The following is a 25,365-nucleotide window of genomic DNA, read 5'->3' as shown; positions in this document are numbered from 1 at the left end:
TCATATGCAACTAATAAAACAAAGCGGTGGTGAATGCCGTATGAAAAAGGTTGTGAACGGTAGACGGGGGACGGGTTACTTTACGGAACGTAGCGGGAGGGTAGCCGAACGTAATGGGCCGGTTAAGAGGAACGCCCGTGCCAGGTCGAGGGTGTCATCTGGTGCACAGCACGCTGTGCGGCGGGGTCAATCTCAGTATACGGAGACGCCGCCGCCCTCGCCGACCAGCACCACATCCGCCGGGCGCAGCGCGAACAGCCCGTTGGTGACCACGCCGGTAATATTGTTGAGGGTTTTTTCCAGATCCAGCGGGTTCACGATGTCCAGATTATGGACGTCGAGGATGATGTTGCCGTTGTCGGTGACGAAGCCTTCACGGTATTCCGGGCGGCCGCCCAGCCCCACCAGCTTGCGCGCCACGTAGGAACGCGCCATGGGAATCACTTCCACCGGCAGCGGAAAGCCGCCCAGGCGCTTCACCTTCTTGGAGCCGTCGACAATGCAGACGAACTCACGGGCCACCGCCGCGACGATTTTCTCGCGGGTCAGCGCGCCGCCACCGCCCTTGATCATTTCACGGTGTTCGTTGACCGCGTCGGCGCCGTCCACGTACACCGGCAGGCGGTCCACGTCGTTCAGCGCCAGCACCGGGATGCCGTGGCCGCGCAGACGCTCGGCGGTGGCCTCGGAACTGGCCACCGCCCCGGTGATGCGGTCCTTCATGGCCGCCAGGCCGTCGATGAAGAAGTTCGCGGTGGAGCCGGTGCCCACGCCCACCACTTCGCCTTCCGGCACGTAGCGCAGGGCGGCTTCGGCCACCTGTTTCTTCAAAGCGTTCTGGTCCATGCGATCATCCTCGTTGCGATGGCGGGATTATACGGACTGCGGGGCCGTGGATACAGGACAGCGCGATGGACGCTCCCGCCCCGTGCCCCGTAAACTAGCGGTTTTACCCTTCCGGATCTTCCATGCCTGCGATGCTTGATCAATACGTAAAACGGATTCTCCAATCCCGCGTCTACGATGTGGCGCTGGAGACCCCTATCCATGCGGCCCCGTTGATCTCCCGGCGCATCGGCAACCGCGTGCTGCTCAAGCGCGAGGATCTGCAGCCGGTGTTCTCCTTCAAGCTGCGTGGCGCCTACAACAAGCTGGCCAGCCTCAGCGACGAGCAGCGCAGTAAAGGCGTGATCTGCGCCTCCGCCGGCAACCACGCCCAGGGCCTGGCCCTGGCCGCCAGCGCCATGGGCGTGCGCGCGGTGATCGTGATGCCGCGCACCACCCCGGAGATCAAGGTGAAGTCCGTGCGCGAGCGCGGTGGCAAGGTGGTGCTGCACGGTGACGGTTTCGACGACGCCCTGGCCCACGCCACCAAGCTGCAGGAGAAAGAAGGGCTTACCTTCGTTCACCCCTATGACGACCCGGACGTGATCGCCGGGCAGGGCACCGTGGGCATGGAGATCCTGCGCCAGCAGAGCCGCGACCTGGACGCCATCTTTATCCCGGTGGGCGGCGGCGGTCTGGCGGCGGGCATCGCCGCCTACGTGAAATACGTGCGGCCGGAGGTGAAGATCATCGCCGTGGAGCCGGAGGACGCCGCCTGCCTGCAGGCCGCCATGCTGCGCAAGCGCCGGGTGACGCTCTCTGAAGTGGGCCTGTTCGCCGACGGCGTGGCGGTACGGCAAATCGGCAAGGAGACCTTCCGCGTCCTGCGCGACCATGTGGACGAGGTGATCACCGCCACCACGGACGAAATCTGCGCCGCCATCAAGGATTCCTTCGAGGACACCCGCGCCATCTGCGAGCCGGCCGGCGCGCTGGCGCTGGCCGGCCTCAAGAACTGGGTGCACAAGCACGGCGCCGAAAATAAAACCCTGGTGGCGATCCAGAGCGGCGCCAACGTGAACTTCGACCGTCTGCGCCACATCTCCGAGCGCGCCGAACTGGGCGAGCAGCGCGAGGCGATCCTCGCCGTCACCATCCCGGAGAAGCCCGGCGCGTTCCGCGCGTTTTGCCAGGCGCTGGGCCGGCGCAGCATCACCGAGTTCAACTACCGCTACTCCAGCGAGCACGAGGCGAACATCTTCGTCGGCGTGCAGATTCGTCCTGGTGGCACGGACCTTGCTCCGCTTATCGCGGAACTGCGCGAGGCCGGCTACCCGGTGGTCGACATGACCGGCAACGAGATGGCCAAGCTGCATATCCGCCATATGGTGGGCGGCCACACCTCGCGGCAGGACCTGGACGAAATGCTGTTCCGGGTGGAATTTCCCGAGCGCCCCGGCGCCCTGGTCAAATTCCTGATGTCGCTGGGGCAGAAATGGAACATCAGCCTGTTCCACTACCGCAACCACGGCGCCGCCTACGGGCGGGTGCTGGTGGGTTTCCAGGTGCCGTTCGGCGACCGGGGCAACCTGCGCAAGGACCTGAAGAAGGTGCCTTATCCGATGGTGGAAGAGAGTGATAACCCGGCCTACCGGCTGTTCTTGAACTAATAGCGGGCGCGCCGGTCCCACCGGGTAGACGCCTTACTGCGAACAACGCCTTATGCGCGGTTATGCAGTGAAGCGGGCGTGAATTTGAATGTTGCACTGTAGTTTTGTTAAGAAACGTGAGGAACGGGCCGTAACTCCTTGACTTGAGTAGGCTGAATGCCTGAATTTTGACCCGGTTCTCATCTTGTTACGAAACAAATGGCTTACCATGATGAGTCTTTCGCCCGACACGGGTTTAGGGGAAGCGGAAAACGCCGTACCACTCCGGCCATACCGGAGGGCCAGAAAACGGCGGTCCGCATTTGTACTGGGCTCCACCGTACCGAGCTTTCTTGAAATTTGGGGAATGGAAACACAATGAAGAAGAAGCCGGACGCACTTGTCGTCCTCGCATTCGTATTTGCTCTTGGGGTGCTGGTCAGCACCATCACCCACGGCGGCGACGATTCTGATCTGGAGCGCTTCGCGAATTCCGCGGGCATGCAGTTCAGCAATTACGACAGTAAGTAACGCCGAACGTCGGTCACCACCTGATCCAGAGGCTGGTCCCAGGCTGCCTCGCGCAGCCTGGGCTGGCGCTGAAACTCGAACGCCACGCCGATCAGGCGCGGCCGCCGGGGCCGGCGCGCCAGGTCCGCCAGCGCGCGGTCGTAAAACCCGCCGCCCATGCCCAGCCGGTGACCCCGGTCATCAAAGCCCACCAGCGGCACCAGAATCGCATCCAGCGCCCAGGCCGCCCGCGCCCGCTCCCGGCGACGGGGCTCGCCGATACCGAAACGGTTCGCCTTCAGCCGCCGCTCGCGCCGCCACAAATGAAAATGCAGCCGCCCGCGATGCACGCGATCCAACACCGGAAGATATAACGCCACCTCGCCAAAGCGCGAATGCGCTAGCGCAGGCAACGGATCCAACTCCCCGTCCCCCGCCTGATACACCCCGAAATGCCGAAACCGCCGCACCCCCAGCGCCCCCGGCAAATGCCGAGCAAACCCCCGCGTCGCCCGCCGCCGCGTACCGGCGCTAACGGCACGGCGTTGCGCCCGCAAGGTGCGGCGCAATTGAGCACGTGAGGGAGTTTGATCGGACATAGGGGAACGCTTTCGACGACAGCCGCCTGTGGGAGCGGGCCTTGCCCGCGAAAGGGAGCGAAGCTCCCGGCAGGATTCCAGAGAGCTTCAAAAGCGGGCCAATAACAGGCGTCTCTGGGATCCTGCCGGCCGGTTGCACCGGCCTTTCGCGGGCAGGGCCCGCTCCTACAAAATTAAGCGTGTTCCCCGAACCGCCGCTGCGGGTGTTGCCCTTGAACCGAAAAGTTCAAGGCGGGGACCGCAGGTTAATGCCCTCAGGCTTTCCGCTCGAAGGCGGACATGCGCACAGGCACACCAATTTGGACCCCTGATGGAAAAGCATCGGCAGGGACGTAACCCGGCTGGCGCACAGTCCAGGGAACACTTGCCGGGAGTATAACAGGGGCGGGGGGTGACGGTCAGGGCTTGACAGACGTCTCGTCGTTGCCTTCCTCGAAGGCGTGGATCTCGTTGTCCAGGCGGCTCAGCAAACCCTGAATGCGCTCGTCGTTGCCGCTGTCGTCGCCCAGCTGTTCGCGGGCCTCCAGCAGCTCGTGGCTCATGTTCAGCGCCGCCATGATGGCGATCCGCTCCAGGCCGATCACATTGGCCTGGCGCACTTCGCGCATCTGGTTGTCGAGGTAGCGGGCGGCGCGCAGCAGGTTGTCCTGCTCGCCGGGCGGGCAGGCGACCCGGTATTCCTTATCCAGGATATGAATCACCAGGGAATGGCCGTCGCTCATGAATCCTCCTGCTCAAGGGACTGCAGGCGGGTTATGATGGCTTCAACGCGGGCCTTGGCCAGATCGTTTTTCTTCACCAACTGGGCGCGGTCATCGAGCAGGCGGGTTTCCCGTTCGCGCAGCAGCCGGTTCTCCTGGCGCAGGTGCGCGGAGATGCGCAGCAGCTCGTCCACCCGGGCTTCCAGTTGCCGGAGTTGTTGTTCCATCGTCATGGCAAATTGGTCGCTGTTCGCCTAAGGTTGAGCCCCCGATCCGGGTCCGAATCGCAGGCGGGAAGGAAGTTTGCCCGCCGCCATTGACGGCTTTTTGTACTATAGATACGGCCCTGCGAAGGGTCAACGCAAATCAAGGCGGGTTAAGCACTTAGCGCCGCTTTGCAGAAAGTCATTAAAGAGTAAAGACGGAGCCCCATGCCCGAACTGCCCGACTTCGACGAACTCGCCCGCGCCGCCGCCCAGGCGGGCATTCCCAATTCGCCCAGCGAACTGCACGGCGTGGTCTGCGGCCTGCTGGCCACCGGCCACGGGCAGGACGACAACGCCCTGCTGGGCACCCTGGCCGCCCACGCCGAGCAGCCCGAGGGGCTGCCGCCGGAACTGTCCCGCGCGCTGATCGATTGGCGCGATCAGACCCTGGAAGGCTTTTCCGGCACCGGCCTGGAGCTGCCACTGCTGCTGCCCGCCGACGAAGACGACCTGGACCTGCGCGTGGCCGCCCTGGGCCAGTGGAGCGAAGGCTTCCTGGTGGGCTTCGGCACCGGCGCCGCCGGCGTCGCCGACACCGAGCTGTCGCCGGGTGTGCAGGAGGCGCTGTCCGACCTGTCCGCGGTGAGCCAGGTGACCACGCCGGAAGAAACCGGCGAGGAGGAAGAGCGCATGTTCGAGCAGGTCGCCGAGCACTGCCGCATGTCCGCGCTGATGATCTACACCGACCTGGTGATGAAACAGCAGGCCGCGAAAAAGCCCGGCCCCGGCGACGCCGCCGAACCGGAAACGCCGCCCACCCGGCATTGAGGAGAACCCATGACCATTCGTCTGCAGGAATTCCAGCGCCGCCGCCGCGAGCTGATGGAGCAGATGGAGCCCAACAGCATCGCCATCCTGGCCGCCGCGCCGGAGCGCACCCGCAACCGGGACGTGGAACACCCCTACCGCCAGGACAGTGACTTCTGGTACCTGAGCGGCTTTCCCGAAGCGGAAGCGGTGATGGTGCTGCTGCCCGGCCGCGAACACGGCGAATACGTGCTGTTCTGCCGCGAGCGCGACCGCGCCCGGGAAATCTGGAACGGCTACCGCGCCGGGCCGGAAGGGGCGGTGGCGGACTACGGCGCCGACGACGCCTTCCCCATCAACGACATCGACGACATCCTGCCCGGCCTGGTGGAAGGCCGCGAACGGGTCTACTACGACCTGGGCCGCGACGCCGCCTTCGACAGCCGCCTGATGGGCTGGATCAACACCATCCGCGAGCGGGTGCGCACCGGCGCCCAGCCCCCCGGCGAATTCGTGGCGCTCTCGCACCTGCTGCACGACATGCGCCTATTCAAAAGCAAGGCGGAAACCGAGCTCATGCGACAGGCGGCCCAGATCTCCGCCGGCGCCCACGTGCGCGCCATGCAGGCGGTGCGCCCGGGTATGTATGAATACCAGCTGGAAGCGGAGTACCTGCATGAATTCATGCGCCACGGCGCCCGCAGCCCGGCCTACCCGAGCATCGTCGGCGGCGGCGCCAACGGCTGCATCCTGCACTACATCGAAAACAGCGCGCCGCTCAAGGACGGCGACCTGGTGCTGGTGGACGCCGGCTGCGAGCTGCACAACTACGCCTCGGACATCACTCGCACCTTCCCGATCAACGGCAAATTCAGCGGCGAGCAGCGCGCCCTCTACGAGCTGGTGCTGGCCTCGCAGTACGCCGCCATCGAAGCCACCCACACCGACAACCACTGGAACGTGCCCCACGAAACCGTGGTGCGCATCCTCACCGAAGGGCTGGTGGATCTCGGTCTGCTGGCCGGCAACCCGGACGACCTGATCGAAGAGCAGGCGTACCAGCGCTTCTTCATGCACCGCACTGGCCACTGGCTGGGCCTGGACGTGCACGACGTGGGCGACTACCGCATCGGCGGCGAATGGCGCCAACTGGAACCGGGCATGACCCTCACCGTGGAGCCGGGCCTCTACATCGCCCCGGACGACGACACCGTGGAAGAGCGCTGGCGCGGCATCGGCATCCGCATCGAGGACGACGTGCTGGTCACCAAAGAGGGCTGCGACGTGCTCACCCGCGACGTGCCCAAGGCCATCGACGACATCGAAGCGCTCATGCGCGAGGCGCGTGCATGAGCGCTGCCCCGCTCATCGTCGGCGGCGGCATGGCGGGGGCGGCCCTGGCGCTGCTGCTGCGCCACCACGGGGCGGGCGAGGTCGTGTTGGTGGAAAGCCACGCCCTGGCCGCCGGCGAGGCGCCGGACACGCCCAGCTTCGACGCCCGCAGCACGGCGCTGTCCGCCGGCAGCCTGGCGATTCTCGAGCAGCTCGGCCTGCAGAACGCGGTGCTGGAGAACGCCGCCGGCATCGACACCGTGCACGTGTCCCGGCGCGGCCGGCTCGGCCTGGCCCGGCTCACCGCCGCGGAGCAGAACCTGCCGCGCCTGGGCGCGGTGGTGGAAAACCGCTGGTTCGGCCATGTGCTGCTGCGCGCCGTGGAAGCGGATCCGGCCATCACCCTGCGCGCGCCGGCGTCGCTCACCGGCATCCGCCGCGCCACCGACGGCTATGAAGCCACACTGGACGATGGCGAAGAGTTGCACACGCCGCTGCTGATCGCCGCCGACGGCGCCCGCTCGCGCACCCGTGACTGGCTCGGCATCAGCGCCCGCCACCGGGACATCGGCCACGACGCCCTGATCGCCAACGTCGGGCTGGCGGAGCCGCACCGGGGCCAGGCGTTCGAGCGCTTCCTCGACGAGGGCCCGCTGGCCCTGCTGCCGCTGCCCGGCGAGCGCATGGCGCTGGTCTGGACCGGCCCCCGCGACGACGTAGACCGCTGGATGGACCTGGACGACAACGCCTTTCTGGCCGCCCTGCGCGAACGGCTCGGCCGCGGTATGCCGCGCCTCACCCGCGTCGGCGAGCGCGCCCGCTACCCGCTGGTGCTCAGCGAAGCCTGCGCCCAGGCGGTGCCGTTCGCGGCGGTGGTCGGCAACGCCGCCCACACCCTGCACCCGGTGGCCGGCCAGGGCTTCAACCTGACGCTGCGCGACCTCGAACTGCTGGCCCGCCGCGTCGGCGGCGACGCCCAGCCGGGCCGCCTGGCCCTGCTTGAGCAATGGGCCGCCGACCGCCGCGCCGACCAGAGCCAGATCGGCCACGCCTCGCGCTGGCTGCCGGAGCTGTTCCGCGTGCGCCAGCCGCTGTTCGCCCACAGCCGCCAGCTCGGTCTGCTGTCCTTGGATCTATTACCCGCCGCCCGCAAGGGTTTCGGCCGCCGGGCCATGGGGTTGTGATGGCGGCAGAGCCGCGATGCAGGATGCAGGATTCAGGATGCAGCGCGGAACAGACTGGCGCGGTCTTAAAGGCCGTGCCCGCGCGTCAACGCCGTCGGCGCGGAGTCGCGGCGTTCCCGTCGCAGCACGCTCGACCGCGCGCCTGTATCCTGCATCCTGAATCCTGTATCGCCTCCAGGCCTGTTAGAGAGCACCCATGACCAACGACCCCGCGAACCTTTCCAGTACAACCCACACCGATGTTTTGATCGTCGGCGGCGGCATGGCCGGCGGGCTGTTATCGCTGCTGCTGGCGGACGCGGGGTTTTCCGTGCGGGTGCTGGACGCCGGCCCGGCGCCGGTGCGCCCCAGCGGCGAATCCGCGCCGCGGGTGTCCACGCTCAGCGAGGCCAGCCACTGGCTGCTGCGCCACGCCGGCGTCTGGGATCGTCTCGACCCGGAGCGGGTGCAGGCCTACGCCAGCATGCAGGTGTGGGACCGGGACGGCACCGGCGAGGTGCGCTTCAGCGCCGCCGACGCCGGCGCCGACTGCCTGGGCTGGCTGCTGGAGAACGACCACCTCACCGCCGCGCTGTTCGAGGCCGCCGGCGAGCGTGACACCCTGGCCTGGCACGGCGACACCCCGGTGGACGACCTGACCCGAGACGGCGACGGCTGGCGGGTCACCGCCGGCGACCGGACCTTCAGCGCCGATCTGCTGGTGGGCGCCGACGGCGCCCGCTCGCGGGTACGCGACGCCGCCGGCATCCCCGCCCCGGCCCGCGACAGCGGCCACCGCGCCCTGGTGGCCACCATCGAAACCGACCGGCCCCACGGCGGCTGCGCCCGCCAGGCGTTCATGGACTCCGGTCCGCTGGCGCTGCTGCCGCTGTTCGGCCACGGCGGCCACCGTGGCGACGGCCACCGGTGCTCCATCGTCTGGTCTGCCTGGCCGCAGCGCAGCGACGAACTGATGGCGCTGGACGACGACGCCTTCGGCGCCGCGCTCAGCCAGGCCACCGGCGAGGTGCTGGGCGCCGCCCGGGTGGTCAGCCGCCGCGCCGTGTTCCCCATCGAAGAGCGCCACGCCAGCCGCTATCAGGGCCGCGCCCTGGCGCTGGTGGGCGACGCCGCTCATGTGATCCATCCGCTGGCCGGGCAGGGCATCAACCTGGGCCTGCTGGACGCCGCCGTGCTCGCCGAAGAACTCGGCCGCGCCCGCGCCGCCGGCCTGCCGGTGGCCCACGCCACCATCCTGGCGCGCTACGAGCGCCGCCGCCGCGCCGACAACCTGCTGATGCAGAACGCCATGCGCGGCTTCAAGCTGCTGTTCGAACGCCCCGAACCCGCCGTCCGCTGGCTGCGCAACACCGGCCTGGGCCTGGTCAACCGCCTCGCCCCCGCCCGCCACGCCTTCATGCACCGCGCCCTCGGCCGCGCCGGCGACCTCCCCCGCAACGCCCGACCCTGACCCGCGGCCCCGGGGGGGGGCGCGTCGCTTATTTCCCGATGTACACAGCTGTCAATGACGTAAGCATTGACAGCGCGGCCTCCGTTTGTCCTCACGCATCTTTTACAAGTTTTGTGGTTCCGATACGTTGACGTTTATTCACAAGCCGTATCTTCTGTCCGTTATTGGCCCTGGCGCCGCAGCCCGCTGATCACGCGGTCTACAGCGATTCTAATAAGGTCTTATGGTAGAGGGGTACCCAGAGCCGATACTTAATTATTAGCCTATAAAATCCGCATCAGTAAAAGGTTTTGACTAACGGAAACGGTTAACAAAAGTGCACGAAATGTAGCGTTAACCAGTGTTTTGTTTCTAATTCGTCGCACATACTGCGCGCCCGTTAAGTGAACACCTGTAAATAACAAAGCCGCCGTTCTTCCCCGAGACGGCCTGACGGAGTAGTTCGCCATGAACAATAAAATCGTCGCCCGGGGCGCTGCCCTGGCGCTTGCCATTGGTTCCACCACCGCCGCCTACGCCAGCATGGGCAACATCGGCACCACCTACGGGGTGCTGCCCTCCGATGTGGCCTCCGCCCAGGCCCTGTCCATGTTCAACACCCAGGTCTCCGCCGTGTACTACAACCCGGCCTACCTCACCAAGGACCCGCGCGGTGAGCTGACCCTGGGCCTGCTGCACGCCGACCACGAACTGCGTGCCACCAGCCTGGGCGGCGCCAACCCGCCCAACCGCAGCGGCGGCGACGTGCTGCAGGATTCGCCCTCCCAGCACACCCTGATCGGCATGAAGACCGATCTCTCCTCGCTGACCAAATTCAACCACCCGATTTTCTTCGGCGTGATGATCGGCGTGGAGAAATACGGCGAGGAAATGCTGGCGTTTGAGTCCCAGACCTCCCGGGAAGGGCAATACTTCGAATACGGCCGTCAGCCGCTGTTCCTGAACCTGGGCGGCGCCACCACCCTGTGGCGCGGCATCGACATCGGCGCCTCCGCCCGTATCACGCTGCACTCGGAAGCGGAGCTGGTGGCCACCACCAACCTGGCCGGCGAAACCCAGTACGAAGAACTGAACGTCTCCGCCAAGCCGTCGATTCGCCCGATTCTCAGCGCCACCGTGGACATGGCGGAAACCTTCTGCCCCGACAACGAAGGCTGCTGGCTGGACGGCTTCGAAACCGCCTTCGCGTTCCGCGGCTACTCCAACACCAACACCACCGTGGACGCGCAGACCGTGATCCCCGGCACCATCGCGCCCCCGGGCCTGAACCTGAAAGTCACCACCCTGGATTCCTACCAGCCCAACATCTACTCCGCCGGCCTGCTCTACGGCGGCGAGCGCTTCCGCGTCGGCGCCTCGGTGGAAATGCAGCAGTGGTCCGACCTGGAAGAAGAGTTCGACGACGACACTATCAAGGACCAGGCGGTGAACAGCGAAGTGGGCACCCTGGAATTCCAGGACATCGTGGTGCCGCGTCTGGGTGCCGAGTTCGAGCTCAACGACACCTTTATGCTCACCGGCGGCGTCGCCTACAGCGAGTCCCCGCTGGAATCCAACGCCTCCCTGGACGTGAACTACCTGGACGCGGACAAGTGGATCGTCGGCCTGGGCCTCACCGCCAAGTACAAGAACCCGCATTTCCTGGCCTACCCGGTGCGCTTCGACTTCGGTTACCAGTACCAGAAACTCGAAGCCCGCGAGTTCGATCTCTACGCCACCAACTCGCCCACCTACCCGGAACCCTACGAAACCGTGGAAGCGGACGGCGACGTCCACGTCTTCTCCGGGTCGGTCACGCTGAAATTCTAACGGAGGTCGGTCATGGATATGCGCAAGCTGATAGTGCTCACGGGCACCGCGATACTGGCCGCCTGCGGCGGCGGCAGCGGTGACGAACAAACAGTAAGCTTCGACAACTGGCAAGAAACCGAGGTGGTCTACAGCTACCCGTTCGACGGCCAGGCGGAAGTGTCCCCCAACGCGCCGGTGGTGGTGCGCTTCTCCGACCCGGTGGAAGTGGACGCCTCCAACTTTACCCTCACCGGCCCGGACGGTTCGGTGAGCTTTTCGGTGCGCGGCGCCGACCAGGGCCGCAGCGCGGTCCTGATGCCGGACAGCGCCCTGGCGGTGAAGAGTGAGTACGCGCTCACCCTCAACAACATCCGCACCGACAGCGGCGAGGCCGCCATCCCCGACGGCAGTGTGGACTTCAAAACCCGCGCCGCCCTGGAAGGCAAGCCCCGCGCCCTGCGCCAGCTCAGCGACAGCTTTGGGGTGGCCAGCGTCAGCCCGGACGGCGACGACCTGCCGTTCCTGGATTTCTCCTCGGTGAACCTGGTGATGACCCAGCCGCTGGACCGCCAGACCGTGGTCTACGGCGACACCGTCACCCTCACCCAGGACGGCGAAACGGTGCCCGCGTACCTGCGCGTGGACGGCCGCCACATCAGCATCGACCCGCAAAACGAGCTGAGCAGCGGCAGCGACGTCACCCTGGAACTCAGCAACGGCGTGCAAAACCTTTACGGCGAAGAGCTGGCCGGCGGCTTCACCCGCACCTTCTCGCCGCGCAACACCAAACCGCGCGTCACCCTGGTGCAGGAAGCGGCGCCCGCCGACCCGGTGCTCGGCTGCCTGGACGAAGGCGTGCGCACCTCGCCGATCACCGGTGACCCGATCAACTGCGTGCCGCTGATCGCCAAACTGCTCGGCGACAACACCGTCTCCAAGCAGCAGGGCAATGTGTTCGCGGAGCTCGCCTTCGCCCCCAACTTCCCGGACAAAACCCCGCTGCGCGTGCCCAAGGGCTCGCTGCTCAAGGGCGACCCGCTGGACGTGCGCATCGGCGGCGAAGTGCCCGCCGGCTTCGATTCCGGCGAAGTCACCGTCACCTTCCTGGGCGACGCCAACGGCTACCTGCTGCCCAACCCCTACACCGACGACCCGTCCGCGCCCAAGCAGCTGCGCCTGACCATGGACGTGGCCTTCGACACCGAGGTGCAGCGCGCCAACGGCGCCTTCAACCAGACCCTGCTGCAGGTGGAGCTGGTGGGCTACGCCATCGCCGACACCCAACAGGGTAGCCTGATCGTCGACGCCGTCGGCGTGGTGGAGCCGGAAGTGCTCGGCACCGAAACCGCCTACGGCGTGCTCAGCTTCCACATGGAATCCTACCCGGACCAGCAAAACGCCCCGGTAATGGAAGTGGATAGGACCAGCCCCGAGCTGGCCGCCTGGCAGCCTGGCGACCACGTGAACAAGCAGCGCCCCGGCGACCCGATCGTCCTCAACTTCAGCGAGCCGCTGGACCCCACCAGCGTGATCGCCGGCGATACCCTGCGCGTCACCGCCGACGGCAACCCGGTGGACTACGAGTACTACCTGGACGGCGTCTCCGTGGTGATCCAGCCGCAGCCGATGCTGCAGTACAACACCGACTACCAGGTGCAGTTCACCGACGGCATCACCGACATCGCCGGCAACCCGGCCCTCGGCGAGACCCTGAGCTTCACGCTGCCCACCTATATCGGCAGCGGCCACCCGGCCATCGCCACCACCACCTACCCGGGTTTCCCCTGCGCGGTGGACAAAGCCACCTGGGATATCGCCAACGGCGACCACGGCATCTGCCGTGGCGGCGAAAGCGACGACGATCACCTGCCGGTGATGCCGATGCCCGCCGAGCGCGCCATCGAAGTGCAGTTCTCCCAGGTGATGCTGGAAGAGAGCTTCCAACTCGGCGAAACCTGCGGCACCGGCACCTTCCGCGTGGAGAAGGTCGCCGATCCCGGCCAGGCGCCGCAGCAAAGCGGCGACAATTACGTCTGCCAGGAAGCGGTGCCCGGCGAGCTCAACTACAACGCCCGCACCGTCACCTTCATCCCGGATCAGCCCTGGGAAGAGGGCGCCACCTACCGTTATGTGATGCTGTCCGAAAACCAGGACTTCACCACCGCCAACTGCACCAACGGCACCGCCATCTGCACCGAGGACCTGGGCCCGTTCCAGACCGCCACCCTGGAAGCGCCCACCGACGACATGGGCGGCCCGGACATGGAGCTCTACTTCACTGGTGCGCCGGCCAACAAAGACGTCTTCCAGGTGCTGCGCAACCTGCCGACGTTTGATGTTAATTCGGACTTCGTCCACCAGGACAGCGAGCCGCAACCGCAGCCCGCCGCCGGCAACCCCAACGAATACCCGGTGCCGCCGAACAGCACCGAGCTGTTCGTGCAGAGCAAGGGTGGCTTGTTAGACGAAGCCCGCGTCGGTTGTGATTACGATGGCGCCGACTGTCCGGCGGAGAAATTTATTTATATAACGGGCGCATTGGACGTCGAAGTCGTCGGCTATGACGAGCAGGAAGACGCGGTACGGGTGAACATCTACCCGACGTTGCTGCAGACCTCGTCGGTGGATATCTACGGGGCGCTGGCCTTGTGGTTCCTGCCCCTGGGTGACGTGACCATCGCCACGGGGCCGCAGGTAATGCGCATTCGCTACGAAGACCGGGGTGAAGGGCGGACGGAACCAGTCACCGGCTGGATTCGCCAAGGCGATGACGGCCCGGTGTTCGAGACCAATCTGGACATTTTCCTGACCGCGCCTTACCTGGAACCAAAGGCTCTCGGGCTCACTTTGGAGCATGAGCTGTACAGCTATGAGCTGAGCCTGAGGCTGGTCGGAGATGTGACCTTCCTGGACGACGGCCGTTTACAGATTGAGCAGCGAAGCCAGCAGGCCCGATCAATCAGCACCGCCATCCAGTTTCGACGAGATGGTGCGGTCGATGCCGCCAACATGACCCTCGGCATCCCCGCCGGCGGCGTGTTCCTCAACTACATCTCCACCCCCATCAAGCCCTAACGGGCCAGGGTTTGTGGGAGCGGGCCCCGCCCGCGAAAGGCCGGTGAAACCGGCCGGCAGGATTCCAGAGACCTATAACCAGCCTCTCTGGGATCCTGCCGGCAAGCTTTGCTTGCCTTTCGCGGGCAAGGCCCGCTCCCACCATCCCCCACACAATCTCCCTACAAAGCCCCCAAAACCCCCGCGCCACCTAGGCTTCCACCCGCTGGTCCGTTATCCTTCACCCCTACCGTGAACAGCCCGGCCATTGCCCGGGATATGGAGTGAATTAACCCCATGGGTCACCGCACACCCCTTTACGACGCCCATCTCGCCGCCGGCGGCAAGATGGTGGATTTCGGCGGCTGGGACATGCCCATCCACTACGGCTCCCAGCTGGAAGAGCACCACGCCGTGCGCCAGCACGCCGGCGCCTTCGACGTCTCCCACATGACCGTGGTGGACGTTACCGGCAGCGATGCCCGTGCCTACCTGCGCCACCTGCTCGCCAACGACATCGACAAGGTCAAAGCCGGCCGCGCCATCTACACCTGCATGCTCAACGAGCGCGGCGGGGTGGTGGACGACCTGATCGTCTACAAAGGCGACAACGACTACCGGCTGGTGGTAAATTGCGCCACCCGCGAGAAGGACCTGGACTGGATGGAAAAGCAGGCCGGCGGCTTCGCCGTGGACATCCACGAGCGCCCCGACCTGGCGATGATCGCGGTGCAGGGCCCCGAAGCCCGCGCGATCCTGGAAAAGGTGCTCTGCGAGGCCGGCGCCAAGGCGGTGGCCGGGCTGCCGTTCTTCGGCTTCGAATACGTGGGTGAATGGTTGATCGCGCGCACCGGCTACACCGGTGAAGACGGCGCCGAGATCATCCTGCCCGGCCACAAGGCCGAAGACCTGTGGCAGCGGCTGGTGGACGCCGGCGTGCGGCCCACCGGCCTGGGCGCCCGCGACACCCTGCGCCTGGAGGCGGGCCTCAACCTGTACGGCAACGACATGGACGAGGACATCACGCCCTGGGAAGCGGGCCTCGGCTGGACCGTGGCCCTGGACGACGCCGAGCGCGACTTCGTCGGCCGCGCCGCCCTGGAAAAACAGAAAACCGAAGGCCACCGGCAATTGCTCGGCCTGGTGCTGGAAGGCAAGGGCGTGCTGCGCGCCCACCAGGGCGTGCACGTGCCCGGTGGCAGCGTCGGCCCGGACGGCGAAATCACCAGCGGCACTTATTCGCCCACCCTGGGCAAGGCGGTGGCGCTGGCCCGGTTGCCCGCCGGCACCACCGGCACCGTGGAAGTGGAAATACGCAACAAACGTCTCAACGCCCAGGTGGTGCGGGCGCCGTTCGTCCGCAACGGCAAAGCCACCTACAAACCGTTATAACGATCACGGCCAAGGAGAAATACCAATGAGCGAGATCCCCGCCGATTTGCGCTATCGCGACAGCCACGAATGGGTGCGCGTGGAAGACGACATCGCCGTGGTCGGCATCAGCGACCACGCCCAGGACGCCATGGGCGACCTGGTGTTCGTGGAACTGCCCGAAGAGGGCGTGGTATTCGCCGCCGGCGACGAGGCCGGCGTGGTCGAATCCGTGAAAGCCGCCTCCGACATCTACGCCCCGGTGTCCGGCGAAGTGGTCGCCGTCAACGAAGCGCTCGAAGACGAGCCCGAGCTCGTCAACAACGAGCCCTACGCCGGCGGCTGGCTGTTCAAGATCAAAATGGCCGACAGTGGCGAGCTGAAAGAAATGCTCACCGCCGACCAGTATCAAGAGCAGATCGACAGCGAATAGCCGCCGGGCGGTTTGCCCGGCGGGCTGCAAGCCTCAAGCTACAAGCTGCAAGCTAAAAACCGGCACCGGCCTGCTTGCAGCTTGAAGCTTGTAGCTTGCAGCCCCTTTTAGAACGCCCTGACCATCCTGTTTACCACCTAATTATCCGGTAACGCCCCATGCCCTATATCCCCCATACCCCGGACGACGTCCAGGCCATGCTCCAGGCGATTGGCGCCGACAGCATCGAGGACCTGTTCGATGAAATCCCCGCCCACCTGAAAGCCGGCCACGGCCTCGACGCCCTGCCCGAAGGGCGCGGCGAGATGGCAGTGACCCGCCTGATGGCCGAGCGCGCCGAGCAGGACCGCTTCGCGCTCAGCTTCCTCGGCGGCGGCGCCTACGCGCACCACATCCCGGCGGCGGTATGGGAAATCGCCACCCGCGGTGAGTTCTACACCGCCTACACCCCGTACCAGGCGGAAGCCAGCCAGGGCACCCTGCAGGTGATCTACGAATACCAGACCCTGATCGCCCGGCTCACCGGCATGGACGTCTCCAACGCGTCCGTCTACGACGGCGCCTCCGGCCTGGCGGAAGCGGTGCTGATGAGCCTGCGCGCCAACCGCAAATCGAAAAGCCGCAAGGTGCTGGTGCCCGACGCGCTCAACCCGCGCTACCGCAGCGCCTGCGAAGCCATCGTCAGCAACCAGGACGTGGAGCTGGTGTCCGTGCCGTTCTGCACCGACGCCGGCCAGACCCTGGTCGACAGCCTCAGCCCGTTCGAAGGCGAGGACTACGCCGCCCTGGTGATCAGCCAGCCCAACTACTTCGGCAGCCTGGAAGACGTGGACGCCCTCACCGACTGGGCCCACGCCAACGGCATGCTGGTGATTGCCGTCACCAACCCCACCTCCCTGGCGATCCTTACGCCCCCGGGCGAGTGGGGCGAGCAGGGTGCGGATGTCGTGGTCGGCGAAGGCCAGCCCCTGGGCGTGCCGCTCAGCTCCGGCGGCCCCTACTTCGGCTTCATGGCCTGCAAGAAAAAACACGTGCGCCAGATGCCCGGCCGCATCATCGGCCGCACCGTGGACATGGAAGGCAAGCAGGGCTTCACCCTCACCCTGCAAGCCCGCGAGCAGCACATCCGCCGCTCCAAGGCCACCAGTAACATCTGCACCAACCAGGGCCTGGCCATGACCGCCGCCACCATCTACGTGTCCCTGCTGGGCCCGGACGGCCTCGCCAGCGTCGCCGGCCACTGCCACGCCAACACCCAGAAACTGGCCGACAAGCTCTGCGCCATCGACGGCGTCGAGCGCGCCTTCAGCGCCCCGGTGTTCCACGAAGTGGCCCTCACGCTGCCCCAGGACGCCGACACCGTGCTCGCCCGCCTGGCGGAAAAAGACATCCTCGGCGGCCTCAGCCTCGCCAAGGACTATTCGATGAAGAACGCGATTCTGGTGAACAGCACCGAAGTCCACACCGAAGGCGATCTCGATCTATTCGCGCAGGCCCTGAAGGAGGTCTTGGCATGAGCAACGAAACCACGCTGATCTTCCAACACTCCCGTCCCGGCCGCAGCGCCACCGCGCAAGCGCCCAAGCCCGTGAGTGAAGACCAACTGTCCGCGATTCCCGCCAGCCTGCGCCGCAAAAACAAACCCGGCCTGCCGGAAGTGGGCGAGCTGGAAGTGGTGCGCCACTACACCAACCTTTCGACCAAGAACTTCGCCATCGACAAGCAGTTCTACCCGCTCGGCTCCTGCACCATGAAATACAACCCGCGCGGCGCCAACCGCGCTGCCATGCTGCCCGGCTTCCTCAACCGGCACCCGCTCGCCCCGGCCAGCCACAGCCAGGGCTACCTGGCGTGCCTGTACGAGCTGCAGAACTTCCTCAAGGAAGTCACCGGCATGAAAGGCGTCTCGCTCGCCCCCATGGCCGGCGCCCAGGGTGAATTCGCCGGCGTCGCCATGATCCGCGCCTACCACGAAGCCCGCGGCGACGACGCCCGCACCGAAATCCTGATCCCCGAAGCCGCCCACGGCACCAACCCGGCCACCGCCGTCATGTGCGGCTACAAAGTCCGCGAAGTGCCCGTCGGCAAAGACGGCGACGTGGACCTCGAAGCCCTCAAGGAAGCCTGCGGCCCGCAAACCGCCGGCCTGATGATGACCAACCCGTCCACCTGTGGCGTGTTCGAGCGGCAAATCGAAGCCATCAGCAAAGCCGTCCACGACGCCGGCGGCCTGCTCTACTACGACGGCGCCAACCTCAACGCCATCCTCGGCAAAGTGCGCCCCGGCGACATGGGCTTCGACGTCATCCACATGAACCTGCACAAAACCTTCGCCACCCCCCACGGCGGCGGCGGCCCCGGCGCCGGCCCGGTGGGCGTCTCCCAGCGCCTGCTGGACTACCTGCCCACCCCCATGGCGGGCCTGGACGAAGAAGCCGGCGACTATCACTGGATCGACACCGACACCCTGCCCACCAGCATCGGCCACCTCAGCGCCTTCATGGGCAACGCCGGCGTCCTCCTGCGCGCCTACTTCTACGCCATGGTGCTCGGCCGTGAAGGCATGATCCGCGTCGGCGAATACTCCACCCTCGCCGCCAACTACCTGCTCAAGCGCCTCGAAGCCATCGGCTGCCAGGCCGCCTACCCGGAGCGCCGCGCCAGCCACGAATTCATCCTCACCTTCGCCAAACAGGCCAAGGACAACCACGTCACCGCGCTCGACATCGCCAAGCGCCTGCTCGACTACAACCAGCACGCCCCCACCATCTACTTCCCGCTGCTGGTGCCCGAATGCTTCCTGATCGAGCCCACCGAAACCGAAACCAAGGAAGCCATGGACGACTTCATCGACGCCATGGCCAAGATCCTGGAAGAAGCCAACACCAACCCGGAGACCGTCACCGAAGCGCCGTTCACCCAGCCCGTGCGCCGGCTGGATGAGGTGAAGGCGGCGAAGGAGTTGGATTTGGTTTGGAGTGAGTGATGGTGGGGTTTTAAGGGTTAGTTAGTCGTTACTTCCGAAGGGGCCTTTTCTGGCCCCTTCTTGTGCTTGCGCGACAAGAGCGTATGAGTATTGAATTGTGATGCGTGTCGCATTATGGTTTTGCAGTAATGCGACTGAGCATTGGGATGACGAATAGGTTTTCATTCGTGCAAACCTGCTGACAAGCCGACGAAGTTTCGGCGAAAAGGAATTATATAATAATAGGAGGGTTCAAAAATGGCTGTTAAGCACATACCGACCGGAGTTGTCCACCAAGGCAATAAGGGTGGCACCACCGGCTGTGGGTACAACACAAAGGACCATCCAAGTCACTGGGTTGATTCTCACGACCGAATCACCTGTGACAAAAATGGATGCAAGAATTAAGACATGATCTTGTAGTACTTCATGTCTTTTGAATGCGTGAGACGGAGAATTTCTCTGCTTCGCCAAACGTCCCGCTTGGTTTGCTACTTCCTGAAAAAAGCGGGTTATATAAAAAGTAGCAAAAGTCTGAACGGCCCTAATCCAAGCATTCTGAAAGACTGGGGCCAGTTGATGGAGGAACGCCTGTGGCGCAACCTGCATTGGCGAGTTCAGCAAGTCTGCACCTTCGGTTGAGTGCATTCGGCGCGTTGTTCACGGCCTTAGCCGTGTCATTCAGCCCTATTGCTGCGTTCGTGCTGGCAATGGCAGCAACGGTGCTCTTAGCTAAGTTGTAGTGCTTAGGTGCGTATTCAGTTCGGCTGGCGCACCGCCTCAGCGGCTGCACCCACTACTTATGACCAGGTTCGCGCTTGGCCTTCCCTATACATGAAATCAGAGCAATACTACTGCCCTTGCCTAAAGGCATGCAGGAAAGGAATTTCATTATTACAGGTCTGTGAGGGGAAATTGGATAAAGATAGTGTGAGGCGATGCCAGGAATGCCGAGAGCAGGTCGGGGAAAGAGATACCTTCTGTACTCATTGTGGAATTAAGTTGATAGCAGGATCTGGGGAAAGGGCCCTGCTTCGCCACGAGGCCCTGGAATTGGGGGCATCTAAACCACCAAACAAAAAGTACTTGATGTCCATGGTTGCATTAACTGTTCTATGTTTGACGGTTAACGTAGCAATCTTTGGGTTCCTGGCTGCCGAAGAAGACGTTGAGCTGGGGCGCTTTACGGAAACAGAGATATGTAGAGCCGGTATCGCAACCATCATGTCGAAAAATGTAGGAATAGTGGCTTTTGACGGCAAATCAGGAAGTAGCTACAAGTTCCATTATATTAGAGATTTCGATAAAAGTCGGTGGGATTTAAGATGTTATCTGGACGGTAATAAGCTGGTTTGGGCGACGAAAGATGGCCCTTGGCGGACAAGGGCTGGAGATGAACCCGTGCACTGGCGTGTTTCCGTGCCGGATGATCGGCTAACCATAACCGAAAGTTACGCAGATGGTTCCGCTACCGTCAGGTCCTATTCGCTAAGCGAAGTAAGATGATGCCTTGCTGCAGCTGTGGGGCATTGCTTGTTGTCAATATTAAATCATGGGGAAATTATGGAACTTGATGAAATGAAAGGCAAAAAGGCTGTGGATGAGAAGTTTTGCCCGGATTGTGGTGAAATCATTAAAGCTCGGGCAGAGATCTGCCCGAAATGTGGTATTCGTCAGATGGCGCCTCCGCCGTCCGTGAATATGGCGCCTAACGGTAAAAGTAAGGTTGCCGCCGCCCTGTTGGCTTTCTTCTTGGGCGGGTTTGGTGTTCACAAATTCTACTTGGGCCAGATAGGCCAAGGCATCATCTATCTTCTGTTCTTCTGGACTTTTATCCCTGCGATCATTGCCTTCATAGAATTCATTATTCTTATCACGATGAGCGACGAGACATTCAACGCCAGATTTGGCGGCGCCAGTAATAAACATTGAACACAGGTGAGACTGAGGAAATATTTTCTTGGTGAATGCAGCACCAAGAACTGCCTCTATTTACACTGGTTGGCTTTCGGTTGCGAAAAGCCAACGCCAAGCCTCATTCTCTCTCAATCCCGATCGTAAAGGTTAACGAAATGTTCGGCTTTATTAGATCTCCAGAAAAAAAGCGAAGAGATTATCAATATAAAATTTTAATGAACATAAGTAAAAAAGGGGTGCAGGATCCCACCGGTTTTTTGGCGACCGCTTTCGATTCGTCTGCAACCAATTATGAACTAAAATTGATTGATAAATTGTTTTTAAAAAAGGCTCGACCAGAAGTTGCTTCTGTATTTATAGCTGCCGATCACGTCCAGCAAGTTGGTCAAGGTAAAAGAAAATTTTGTCCAGCTATCTCGGTGCCGTTATTGGTTTATCTTTCAAATGCTGTTGCGGCTCGAATTCCTGATTTGTCTTACACTAGCGATGAAACTAGAATTTTAGCAAAAAACATAGAAATGGAATATGGAGAAGCCGTAGCTGGTATGTTTCAGAACCAGGAAGCAGATGATTGGCCATATAGAAATTTTGATGAATGGTACGACGAGTTTCTTGGTGAGCTGAAACGCATGGACCGAGAAAGTTTGGTTGATGGCCTTCATTATGTCGAGCTAATGGATGAAGGGCCGTTGAAGAAAGCCTTTACAGACCGGAAATCTCCGAAAAAGATTGCATCTGACTTTGTTAAGTATTCTTCATCCTGTAAATAAAAATTGTCTTTATTTAAATTAATCGCCTAAGACTCCTCTCGGTTCGTGCACTGAAATCATGTGCGCGAAACGAACGGTGGGGTCAGGACTTGTCGTTTGACCCTTGGGAGCGGCCCGAAGGTGTCTGCTGTGTGCTTATTTATAGGGGCTACTGCGAATGCGTCATCCGCATCTGCGAATACTCCGGCCTCGCCGCCAACCACCTGCTCAAGCGCCTCGAAGCCATCGGCTGCCAGGCCGCCTACCCGGACCGCCGCGCCAGCCACGAATTCATCCTCACCTTCGCCAAACAGGCCAAGGACTACCAAGTCACCGTGCTCGACATCGCCAAGGGCCTGCTCGACTACAACCAGCATGCCCCCATCATCTACTTCCCGCTGCTGGTGCCCGAGTGCTTTCCTAGAGAGCCCACCGAAACCGAAACCAAGGAAGCCATGGACGACTTCATCGACGCCATGGCCAAGATCCTGGAAGAGGCCAACACCGACCTGGATACCGTCACCCAAGCGTCGTTCATCCAGCCCGTGCGCCGGCTGGACGATGTGAAGCGGCGAAGGAGTTGGATTGGGTTTGGAGTGAGTAATGGTGCGGTTCTAACGGTTAGTTAGTCGTTACTATTTGGAGGGGCTTTTTCTGGCGCCATTTTTGTGTTTGCGCAACAGGCTATCGAGTGTGGCTCAGGAGTTTGCGCCGCGCTGGCTATGGACGTATAACAATAAGCGGCCAAACGTGGCCTTACAGTAATCACACCTAACTTGAAGTTGGCTTTGTACGCTAACTTGGCTTCTGGATACCATAAAAGTCAGGGATCGCCCTATAACAGGCAGCCAAATATGGACATTAACTTGAAAATTGCCGACAAGGCGAATCAGCCTTTTGTGCTAAAAGCCTCGGAGGAGGTGCGCTCATTTCTGGAAGCTGAACGTCGATTCTGGAACGAAAAAAGAGAGCAGCTCGGCAATAACCTCGATAAGCCGCTGGCATCAGTTCCAGAGCAGGTGGTGGCCTTCTTAAAAAAGATGAGTGCTTTAGAAGAAGCAGAGCTAGCAGAACCCAAAAAGAATAATATCGACCAAGTCCGGCAGGTCTTTGAGAGAGACAAAAAGGCATTTACAAACTGGATGGCTCAAAACTGGGTATATAGAGGAGCCCCTTTTGTTGAGGCCATGCTGGCCGCCTACGAATACTCCCAGACATCAGGGAATGCGTTTCGTGATTCGATGATTAGTGATCATGCCCAAACGGTAGGGAATCCGCCGAGCTTTGATTCTTTCACCGGCGTTCTGATGGCCTACGAATATCGCCTACAAGACCGGTCGCATCTGGTAAAGCGCCGTAAAGCAGAGAAGAAGTCGTTTGAGACGCTAAGAAAAGATCTGGAGGAAGAACGCGACAGGCTGGTAGTGGAAATAGCGGAATTTCGCAATGAGATTGACAGCTGGCGAAACGGAACAGAGAGTAGCTTTAAAGAGTGGTTCGACCGGATGCAGAAGCAGACTGCCGATTGGTTCACTCATTACAGAGAAGATTCTATAAAGTCTGTAGCAGCGCATTCGGAGCTATTTAAAAGCATGGCTGACTATGCTGTCGAGCGTAACAAGGAGCTGGAGGCGCTGTATCGGGAAAAGCTTCGCCTGGAAGCGCCTGCTAAGTATTGGGCGGACCGGGCCAGTGCCCTCGGACGCCAAGGCAAAGGCTGGGCCAGGTTGCTAGTACTTTTTTCTCTGCTGCTATCCGTCGCCGCAGGTGTTTTTTTCTGGGAATGGCTAACGAATAAATCCGAAATTCCATTCGGCCTGCACAGTTTGCAAGGCGTCGCTCTGTTCGGGGCCTCCGCTGCGGCAGCCGTTTTCCTGGTCCGCGTCCTCTCGAGATTGACATTCAGCTCCTATCATCTACAGCGTGACGCAGAGGAAAGAGAGCAGCTCTCCCATCTTTATCTGTCCTTAATCAACGAAGGGGCTCTGGATACTAAGTCCAGAGACATCGTTCTTCAGGCTCTCTTCAGCCGCTCAGATTCAGGTCTGCTGGGCGGCGACCACGGGCCCACGATGCCCAGCCCCGCAGATGTCATTGCTGGTGTCTCTAGGGTGAAAAATTGATGCTTTTCAGTGGGTTAGCTGGTTACTCCTTCATGCAAGGTTGTCAACTTAAAGTTGACAACCTGTCGTTGATATCGCACCATATCAAGCACGACTCCCCCCTCGCAGGGTCATTAAGTTGGCTGCTGCTTGGGGCGGGAAAACCGCCTTCTGGGCGGTTTTCTCATTTCTGGGGCACCGAATTTTACCGGAGCCCCACTGCATGAAAACCATTATCTATGTAGACGGCTACAACCTATTCTACGGTTGCCTGAAACATAGCCAGGATAAATGGCTGGACATTCAGAAGCTGTTATTCCAGCGCATTGTCCGCGCACAAGATCCAACCTCTGATCTCGTCTGCATCAAGTTCTTTACTGCAAATATACACGCCAAGATCGCCACGCACGGGCAGGACGCCATGATTGCGCAGCAGTCCTATCATCGGGCTCTGAAGGCGCTGTACCCCTCTACAGTAAAGATCATCAAAGGCTATTATAGCTTGGAAAGGGCTCGCCTCCTTGAATACAGGCAACCGCCTGATAAGTCTCGTCGAGTTGATGTCTGGCGCCTTGAGGAGAAGGAAACGGACGTTAATATGGCTTTGGAAGCCTATCGTGACGCGCTCAAAGAGGGCGTTGATCAACAGGTATTTGTCTCGAATGACACGGACTTGGCTCCCGTCGTGAAAGCCCTAAAAGAGGACCTCGGCGGGCAGCTCCAACTAGGTGTTATCTTTCCTATCAGAGACCCAAAGTCATCCAATGGGCATCGCCCAGGAAATAAGAGCCTCAGCGAGTTTGCAGACTGGACTCGGCATCACATCACCGATGTTGAGCTTTCGCAATCACACCTTCCCGACCAGATACCAACAAGAAAGAAGCCAATCAGGAAGCCGGATTACTGGTAGGCCGTTCAGTTTGCCAAGCCGTCTACCGCGGGCGTGGCGCCAGCCACAAATCACCCTCACCTTCGCCAAACAAGCGAAGGATAATCACGTCACCGCGCTCGACATCGCCAAGCGCCTCTTCGACTACAATCAGCGCGCCCCCACCATCTACTTCCCGCTGCTGGTTCCCGAATGCTTCCTCATCGAGCCCACCAGGAAGCCATGGACGACTTCATCGACGTCATGCCAAGATCCTGGAAGAAGCCAACACCAGCCCTGAGCCCGTCACCGAAGCGTCGTTCACCCAGCCCGTGCGCCGGCTGGACGATGTGAAAGCTGCGAAGGGTTTGGATTTCGAGTGAAGATTGGCAGTGCGTAGGCGTTAGTTATTCAGCAATACTTAAAGATGGCTTTTTCAGACCCCTTTTTCTGTTTAACCCAAAGGCGGGTAGAGCTGTTGACTAATCTGTCGATCACGTTTTTACTTGCCAGGGGAATGGGCAAGCTTAACGCGAGACTAATTCACGATAGCTCGCGCGGGTCGCTATTTAGTGAAGGGGTGAATGAGTTATATCCGTTAAATGTTGTTGGTGCTTTGAAAAAGAGTGATTTGTAGTTTTAAGGGTATAATAATGATCGCATTAAAAATTTTAGTGATTGGTTTTGGGGCGATTTGCTTGTTGTCTCTTGCTATTTATGTGTGGCTGGCGCGAGCGGGAAACAGCCTCACTCTTTATTTAACCTTCGACCACCGCCTCCTGTCAGTCAAGCAGAAGGTCTTTGATCTTCCCCCGATAAAGTGGACACGCTTCGTTTCACGCTACCATTCTC

23 protein-coding genes and 1 other RNA gene are annotated in these 25,365 nt (G+C 61.9%); 19 read left to right on the top strand and 5 right to left on the bottom strand.

Annotated features, from left to right (window positions below; all coding sequences use genetic code 11):
* Positions 1-192 precede the first annotated feature (192 nt).
* Entirely contained in the window at positions 193-846 is a 654-nt protein-coding gene (rpiA, locus tag ISO4_RS10070; protein ID WP_194856110.1) for a ribose-5-phosphate isomerase RpiA, read from the bottom strand.
* A gap of 131 nt (positions 847-977) precedes the next feature.
* Here rpiA and ilvA point away from each other — a divergent pair, with 131 nt between their 5' ends.
* Both ilvA and ISO4_RS10060 read left to right on the top strand, forming a co-directional pair.
* On the top strand, positions 978-2,495 hold the full coding sequence (gene ilvA, locus ISO4_RS10065) for a threonine ammonia-lyase, biosynthetic (protein WP_194856143.1): 1,518 nt from the start codon (positions 978-980) through the stop codon (positions 2,493-2,495).
* A 357-nt stretch (positions 2,496-2,852) separates the two neighbouring features.
* Positions 2,853-3,005, top strand: a complete 153-nt coding sequence (locus ISO4_RS10060; protein ID WP_194856109.1) for a hypothetical protein — start codon at positions 2,853-2,855, stop codon at positions 3,003-3,005.
* Here the strand turns inward: ISO4_RS10060 and ISO4_RS10055 are convergent.
* From ISO4_RS10055 to ISO4_RS10040, 4 genes are all read right to left on the bottom strand, one after another.
* A complete protein-coding gene (locus ISO4_RS10055; RefSeq protein WP_194856108.1) occupies positions 2,990-3,583 on the bottom strand; it encodes a 5-formyltetrahydrofolate cyclo-ligase in 594 nt (197 codons plus the stop codon). The genes ISO4_RS10060 and ISO4_RS10055 overlap by 16 nt on opposite strands.
* 179 nt (positions 3,584-3,762) lie before the next feature.
* Positions 3,763-3,946: non-coding RNA, 6S RNA (ssrS, locus tag ISO4_RS10050), on the bottom strand.
* Between the two features lie 35 nt (positions 3,947-3,981).
* Positions 3,982-4,305: a cell division protein ZapA gene (locus ISO4_RS10045; protein WP_194856107.1), complete on the bottom strand. Its 324-nt coding sequence runs from the start codon at positions 4,303-4,305 to the stop codon at positions 3,982-3,984.
* Positions 4,302-4,517: a TIGR02449 family protein gene (locus tag ISO4_RS10040; protein ID WP_083209676.1), complete on the bottom strand. Its 216-nt coding sequence runs from the start codon at positions 4,515-4,517 to the stop codon at positions 4,302-4,304. The genes ISO4_RS10045 and ISO4_RS10040 overlap by 4 nt, the downstream gene beginning before the upstream one ends.
* 198 nt (positions 4,518-4,715) lie before the next feature.
* Between ISO4_RS10040 and ISO4_RS10035 the strand changes: the two genes are divergently transcribed.
* From ISO4_RS10035 to ISO4_RS17010, 17 genes are all read left to right on the top strand, one after another.
* On the top strand, positions 4,716-5,318 hold the full coding sequence (locus ISO4_RS10035; protein WP_194856106.1) for a UPF0149 family protein: 603 nt from the start codon (positions 4,716-4,718) through the stop codon (positions 5,316-5,318).
* A 9-nt stretch (positions 5,319-5,327) separates the two neighbouring features.
* Positions 5,328-6,650: a Xaa-Pro aminopeptidase gene (pepP, locus tag ISO4_RS10030; RefSeq protein WP_194856105.1), complete on the top strand. Its 1,323-nt coding sequence runs from the start codon at positions 5,328-5,330 to the stop codon at positions 6,648-6,650.
* The gene (locus ISO4_RS10025) at positions 6,647-7,813 is read left to right on the top strand and encodes an FAD-dependent monooxygenase (protein WP_194856104.1); all 1,167 of its coding nucleotides are present in this window, start codon (positions 6,647-6,649) and stop codon (positions 7,811-7,813) included. The genes pepP and ISO4_RS10025 overlap by 4 nt, the downstream gene beginning before the upstream one ends.
* Before the next feature lie 196 nt (positions 7,814-8,009).
* A complete protein-coding gene (locus ISO4_RS10020; protein WP_194856103.1) occupies positions 8,010-9,263 on the top strand; it encodes an FAD-dependent monooxygenase in 1,254 nt (417 codons plus the stop codon).
* Between the two features lie 447 nt (positions 9,264-9,710).
* On the top strand, positions 9,711-11,072 hold the full coding sequence (locus ISO4_RS10015; RefSeq protein ID WP_194856102.1) for an outer membrane protein transport protein: 1,362 nt from the start codon (positions 9,711-9,713) through the stop codon (positions 11,070-11,072).
* Positions 11,073-11,084: 12 nt separating this feature from the next.
* Positions 11,085-14,129: an Ig-like domain-containing protein gene (locus ISO4_RS10010; protein ID WP_228548048.1), complete on the top strand. Its 3,045-nt coding sequence runs from the start codon at positions 11,085-11,087 to the stop codon at positions 14,127-14,129.
* A gap of 276 nt (positions 14,130-14,405) precedes the next feature.
* On the top strand, positions 14,406-15,500 hold the full coding sequence (gene gcvT, locus ISO4_RS10005; RefSeq protein ID WP_194856101.1) for a glycine cleavage system aminomethyltransferase GcvT: 1,095 nt from the start codon (positions 14,406-14,408) through the stop codon (positions 15,498-15,500).
* 25 nt (positions 15,501-15,525) lie between these two features.
* A complete protein-coding gene (gcvH, locus tag ISO4_RS10000) occupies positions 15,526-15,912 on the top strand; it encodes a glycine cleavage system protein GcvH (RefSeq protein WP_067608007.1) in 387 nt (128 codons plus the stop codon).
* Between the two features lie 158 nt (positions 15,913-16,070).
* Positions 16,071-17,429, top strand: a complete 1,359-nt coding sequence (gene gcvPA / locus ISO4_RS09995) for an aminomethyl-transferring glycine dehydrogenase subunit GcvPA (RefSeq protein WP_194856100.1) — start codon at positions 16,071-16,073, stop codon at positions 17,427-17,429.
* On the top strand, positions 17,426-18,898 hold the full coding sequence (gcvPB, locus tag ISO4_RS09990) for an aminomethyl-transferring glycine dehydrogenase subunit GcvPB (protein ID WP_194856099.1): 1,473 nt from the start codon (positions 17,426-17,428) through the stop codon (positions 18,896-18,898). Before gcvPA ends, gcvPB begins: the two co-directional genes overlap by 4 nt.
* A gap of 1,542 nt (positions 18,899-20,440) precedes the next feature.
* The gene (locus tag ISO4_RS09985) at positions 20,441-20,809 is read left to right on the top strand and encodes a TM2 domain-containing protein (RefSeq protein ID WP_228548047.1); all 369 of its coding nucleotides are present in this window, start codon (positions 20,441-20,443) and stop codon (positions 20,807-20,809) included.
* Positions 20,810-20,844: 35 nt separating this feature from the next.
* Entirely contained in the window at positions 20,845-21,564 is a 720-nt protein-coding gene (locus ISO4_RS09980; protein WP_194856098.1) for a hypothetical protein, read from the top strand.
* 131 nt (positions 21,565-21,695) lie between these two features.
* Positions 21,696-22,172 carry a PLP-dependent aminotransferase family protein gene (locus ISO4_RS09975; protein ID WP_228548046.1) on the top strand — a complete coding sequence of 159 codons (477 nt, stop codon included), beginning with the start codon at positions 21,696-21,698 and terminating at the stop codon, positions 22,170-22,172.
* A gap of 237 nt (positions 22,173-22,409) precedes the next feature.
* Complete coding sequence (locus ISO4_RS09970; protein ID WP_194856097.1) at positions 22,410-23,666, top strand: DUF6161 domain-containing protein; 1,257 nt, start codon at positions 22,410-22,412, stop codon at positions 23,664-23,666.
* A gap of 202 nt (positions 23,667-23,868) precedes the next feature.
* A complete protein-coding gene (locus ISO4_RS09965; protein WP_194856096.1) occupies positions 23,869-24,555 on the top strand; it encodes an NYN domain-containing protein in 687 nt (228 codons plus the stop codon).
* Positions 24,476-24,814, top strand: coding sequence for a hypothetical protein (locus ISO4_RS17250; RefSeq protein ID WP_323745366.1), 339 nt, complete (start codon positions 24,476-24,478; stop codon positions 24,812-24,814). Before ISO4_RS09965 ends, ISO4_RS17250 begins: the two co-directional genes overlap by 80 nt.
* Positions 24,815-25,166: 352 nt before the next feature.
* The coding region (locus ISO4_RS17010) for a hypothetical protein (RefSeq protein ID WP_228548045.1) at positions 25,167-25,365 on the top strand (199 nt) is incomplete at its 3' end.

It is taken from the genome of Alloalcanivorax venustensis ISO4, from assembly GCF_015356855.1.
In the GTDB taxonomy this organism is placed as follows: Bacteria; Pseudomonadota; Gammaproteobacteria; order Pseudomonadales; family Alcanivoracaceae; genus Alloalcanivorax; species Alloalcanivorax venustensis.
Note: the sequence above shows the minus strand (reverse complement) of the source record. Positions and strands in the feature narration are given on the sequence as shown.